Here is a 4,159-nt window from a genome sequence, read left to right as displayed (position 1 = left end):
AGATCGTTAGTACCAATACAAATAATAATAGTGTTAGCAATTTGGCTTGAACGATATTGAGATAATCTATTTAACAAACCTTCAGTTGTATCGAAACCAATACCGTAGTTCTCGCTTCTATCTATAATCGCGCTAGTATTTAAGCCTTGTATCATGCTATCTCCGAAGAATGCGATAGACTCGGGAGAGGTATTTCCATCTCGCCTTAACTGGTGGGCGAGTGTTGCTTTATAGGTGGGACTATTAACGTAGGGGCGTTGCTCTAGGCCAAGGTCGATTAGCACTTTTTGAAATGTATAAGTTTTATTGAACAAGAATGCGGCAAATACGTGAAGAGCAAGTAAGTAGATGCCGAATAGAGCTTTGTGTTTAGAGCTGATCACGATAAACTTTCTCCAACTTCTGAATCTGGTCAGAGAGTAAGAAGTGATCCAGGGTTCTTTGGTGGGCCTGTTCTCCTAACTTTTGTGCGAGCGAGTCGTTATTTAAAAGTAAATCTAACTTTTCTGCCAATACCTTGGGGCTTTCTGGTGGTACCAAAATGCCAGTTTCTTCATTAATGATGATGTCAGGGATGCCGCCAACCTGGGTTGCCAGTGTCGGCTTATGGCATATGCCAGCCTCGATGAAAACCAAGCCGAAACCTTCTTCTCGGGAGGGTTGTAGAAAGATATCGCAGGCCTGCATCCAATCCATTACATTGGTGACCTGGCCGAGTAGGGTGATTTTATCTTCCAGGCCTTTATCTCTAATGTGCGTTCTAAGTCGCTCATAGTCTTGAGGTGCCCCGTCGCCAGCAATGTATAGGTGAGTGCTATCGAGAACCTTAGGGGACTTTTGTTTCAATAGTGCTAAGGCTTCGATACTGTCGTCATGCCCTTTAATGGGCCCTAAATGACCTGCAGAGAATAAAATACGCCCATTAAGTGCTAACTTGTCTTTTGCTGCTTGTGTCGCATTACCTTCAGGTTGGGGTACTTCGCTTAGTTCTACGCCACCATGAATGGTGGTTGTTTTTTTATCGTTTATACCAAGCTGATTCACCATGCGCAGCTTTCTCTCATTCGATATAGCGATGTAATGATTCAATAACCAAGCAGAGAGTTTGTTCTTTAGGGTGGGTTGATAATAACGTAGTTCTGAGCGGTGATAAGTACCGATTATTGGTTTTCGTGTTAACTTACATGCGAGACCTGCATAGAGTGCAGAAGCTTCACAATGCGCATGTACAATATCGATCTTCATTGTTTTTAGTGTGTTGATTAATTGCCGGATCAGAGCGAAATCAAACTTGCCTTCTTTCTTAGTGAGGCACAGCCAGTTAGTGCTGTCCTGGTGTTGTTCTAACACCCACGAAGGTGGTGGCTCAAACGATGCAAGAAAGACGGAATGACCAAGTGCTTCAAGACCAGATTTCTCTTGGCTGATTCGTTTCGTTCGGCCACCTTTGTCTAGAGAATTTGCGACGATTAAAATATTAATGGTTTTGCTCCTTCAGCAAACATATCGGTTACTTTATTTCGTAGCGTGGCTTTTTTGCTCTGGCGCATTACCGCCAAAATCATCATATAGTAAGCGAGACTGTTCGTTAGGGTTACTTAAAGGGTCCCAGATGGGAAATAAACGCCTTCTAACTGCAAAGAAAACTCGGTCAATTTTGTTCGCTAGGCCGTTAGGAATATGCATCCACCTTAAAACCAGGAATATGCGTCGCCTAATCGCCCAGTTATATATGGATTGCTCAGAGTAGAAGTTATAGCCCCATCGCTTCTCAAATAGTCGGCTGGATGACTCAGTGATTTTGCTGTTCCAGCGTAAGTTAAAGTATTTAAGGTCTGAGAGGCTGGCACGAGTGCCTAAGTTATCAAAGATAATATTGCAACGAGGCTCTACATAAAGCTTTAGGCCTCGGTTCTTCAGCTGCATGCCGATATCCAGGTGCTCTCGGATAGTCATGTGCGGGAGTTCAAGGCTTTTCAGGACTTCGGTATTGAACATAACGCAATGAAGCTCAAACGCTTGGCTTTCAGTCACTTCTTGCGGCAGGTCTTCTGGTAAGGTCCGACGGAAGGTCTTTTCTTCGATCAGGTAGGGAGTGTTTTCTACATCGACTGCACGTAGTTCGGTGGTAAAAAGGTGATTGCGCAAGTCTGCACCTTCATCAACGCCAGAGGATTCCAGGGTTACGGGGTAGATGACAGCTGCTTCTTTTTGGTCACCTGTTTCGATGATAGGCGGTAACCAGCCCTCAGTTGTGCGTGAATCGTTATCTAAGAAAACAGTGTATTTAGTATTTATTTCGTTTCGCACTTTCGACATTGCATCGATTGGGATGATAAAGCCGTAGTCGATAATTTTGGCGTTATCTTTTCCTTGCAGGGCCTTTTTTGCTAACTCTATGATCGACTTAGGGTAGCCTAGGTCAAGTATGATTAGGTTGAACAGTTTTGAATCGGTAAACTGGTAGACGTTTTCGATACACTTTTCTAAGCCGGTGTATCTGTCCCTAGGTGAAATAACAATAGTAACTGGTTTTTGAGCTAGATTTTCCATAGTCGACCCAAGTAAGCAATGTAACAATAATAATTCAGAATAGTTTTATACTCGATTCTACGATAGAGTAAAGTGAAATTATCAAGACATGAGCGAAGGATTCACATTATATGGCAGTAAACGGTGGCGCAAGGGTTCTACATGTTCTTTCTAGCCTTAAGGTTGGTGGTGCTGAACGCTTTGTATTGGACTTATCGGCGGTACAAGAACAAGCCGGTGATCATGTTGAGGTATTTTCCTGCTCTTCCGAAGAGTGTGCATTAGATACCGAAGCATCAAAGCAATCCCTGAATTGTATTTTATCTTCAGGTGACCGTTTTCGTGACTACAAGGCGGTATGGCACTATTTCCGTACAAAGTCTTCCAAAAGCGTATTGCATATCCATAGTCCATTTGGTTTACGCTTTTTTGTTCCTCTATTGCCTTTTCTATTTTTGTTGGGGGTTCGAATAGTTTATACAAGGCATGGAATCGCTCCTTTGGCGAGTAAGAAGTGGCGTTTAATTCATCGTTTCGCCAACTTGTTTGTATCTTGGGTGACTTTTGTCTCTGATGCAGGGAAGAAGGCTTTCTACAATACGCACGGTTGGAAAGAGTCAAAACTTGTGACGATTAGCAATGGTGTGTTTGTACCACTGCAAGTGGCTAACATCGAGTCAACGAAGCTTCGTATAGGTTCTGTGGGGCGCATGGTGGCATTGAAAGGGCAGAAAGGCCTGATCAATGCGGTTAGTCGGTTGGATGCTACATTGAGAGAAAAGATAGAAATCCACTTCTTTGGTGATGGTCCTGAACGCAGCAAGTTAGAAGCTTTGGCTTTAGAGGCTTTGAACGATGGGCAGTGTATATTTCACGGGATGGAGCTTGATAGAGATAAGGTGTACGGCTCTTTCGATGTCTTGGCGGTTTGCTCTGAGCAGGAAGGGCTTTCTTTGGCCATTATGGAAGCTATGGCGAGAAGAATACCCGTGATAGCGACAAATGTGGGGGATAGCCCTAAGTTAGTATTGGATGATCAAACCGGCTTTTTATATGAGTATGCTGATGTTGAGAACCTGACAAAACTTATTACACAATTATGTGAAGATGATGAGTTGCGTCGAAGCTTGGGTGAAAAAGCAAGGGAGCATATGATTGAGAACTTTTCGTTGGAGTCTGCTAATGAAGAGTATCAAAAGTGTTATCAAGGCTAAACACTTTGCCTGTGAAAGCTGAAGAAAGGGCTGGCTTTAGTTCCGAGTGTTGTCTAATTTTGTAGCGCTCGGTTAATGCTCCTTCACTGACGGACTAGCCGAAGCGAATAAATGTGCCGTGGTGGCACCAATAAGCCCGCCTAGCGATGCTAATAAGCAGTCAGTTAAATCGACATAACGACCAATAACGAGAACTTGCAGTAGTTCAATGCTCAATCCATATAACAAGGTGACGGTAAGAATTACGAGCGTTTTATATTTTAGACTCAGGTATAGTGATAATAAGCTGCCAAGGGGTAAATAGAGTAGGACTTCTCGAACGATGTCAACTGCGGCGCCAATTGACCGTGCTGAGAAGTGAGCCTTGAAAGGTATGACGTTGCTATCGTAGATAAGCTTTTGTTTTATTGCTT

5 protein-coding genes are annotated in these 4,159 nt (G+C 43.3%); 1 reads left to right on the top strand and 4 read right to left on the bottom strand.

The annotated features are described in order from the left end of the window. From A3766_RS12935 to A3766_RS12925, 3 genes are all read right to left on the bottom strand, one after another. Positions 1-383 (bottom strand): hypothetical protein (locus tag A3766_RS12935; RefSeq protein WP_197479562.1); only part of this gene is annotated, 383 nt, incomplete at its 3' end. Next, the gene (locus tag A3766_RS12930; protein WP_369808629.1) at positions 370-1,470 is read right to left on the bottom strand and encodes a glycosyltransferase family 4 protein; all 1,101 of its coding nucleotides are present in this window, start codon (positions 1,468-1,470) and stop codon (positions 370-372) included. The genes A3766_RS12930 and A3766_RS12935, both read right to left, overlap by 14 nt. 45 nt (positions 1,471-1,515) lie before the next feature. Then, a complete protein-coding gene (locus A3766_RS12925) occupies positions 1,516-2,553 on the bottom strand; it encodes a glycosyltransferase family 2 protein (RefSeq protein WP_068511706.1) in 1,038 nt (345 codons plus the stop codon). Between the two features lie 110 nt (positions 2,554-2,663). On the opposite strand from A3766_RS12925, the gene A3766_RS12920 reads away from it, so the two are divergent. Continuing rightward, positions 2,664-3,746 carry a glycosyltransferase family 4 protein gene (locus tag A3766_RS12920; RefSeq protein ID WP_068511708.1) on the top strand — a complete coding sequence of 361 codons (1,083 nt, stop codon included), beginning with the start codon at positions 2,664-2,666 and terminating at the stop codon, positions 3,744-3,746. Between the two features lie 72 nt (positions 3,747-3,818). Here the strand turns inward: A3766_RS12920 and A3766_RS12915 are convergent. Further along, positions 3,819-4,159: VanZ family protein (locus A3766_RS12915; RefSeq protein WP_197479561.1), on the bottom strand; the 341-nt coding region annotated here is incomplete at its 5' end.

The sequence above is a fragment of the Oleiphilus sp. HI0132 genome (assembly GCF_001635845.1).
This window is presented reverse-complemented; position numbering and strand designations above follow the sequence as displayed.

Excerpts from the sequence above, each read along its gene's own strand:
- A3766_RS12925 (WP_068511706.1), bottom strand. The coding sequence starts at position 2,553 with ATGGAAAATCTAGCTCAAAAACCAGTTACTATTGTTATTTCACCTAGG.
- A3766_RS12920 (WP_068511708.1), top strand. The coding sequence starts at position 2,664 with ATGGCAGTAAACGGTGGCGCAAGGGTTCTACATGTTCTTTCTAGCCTT.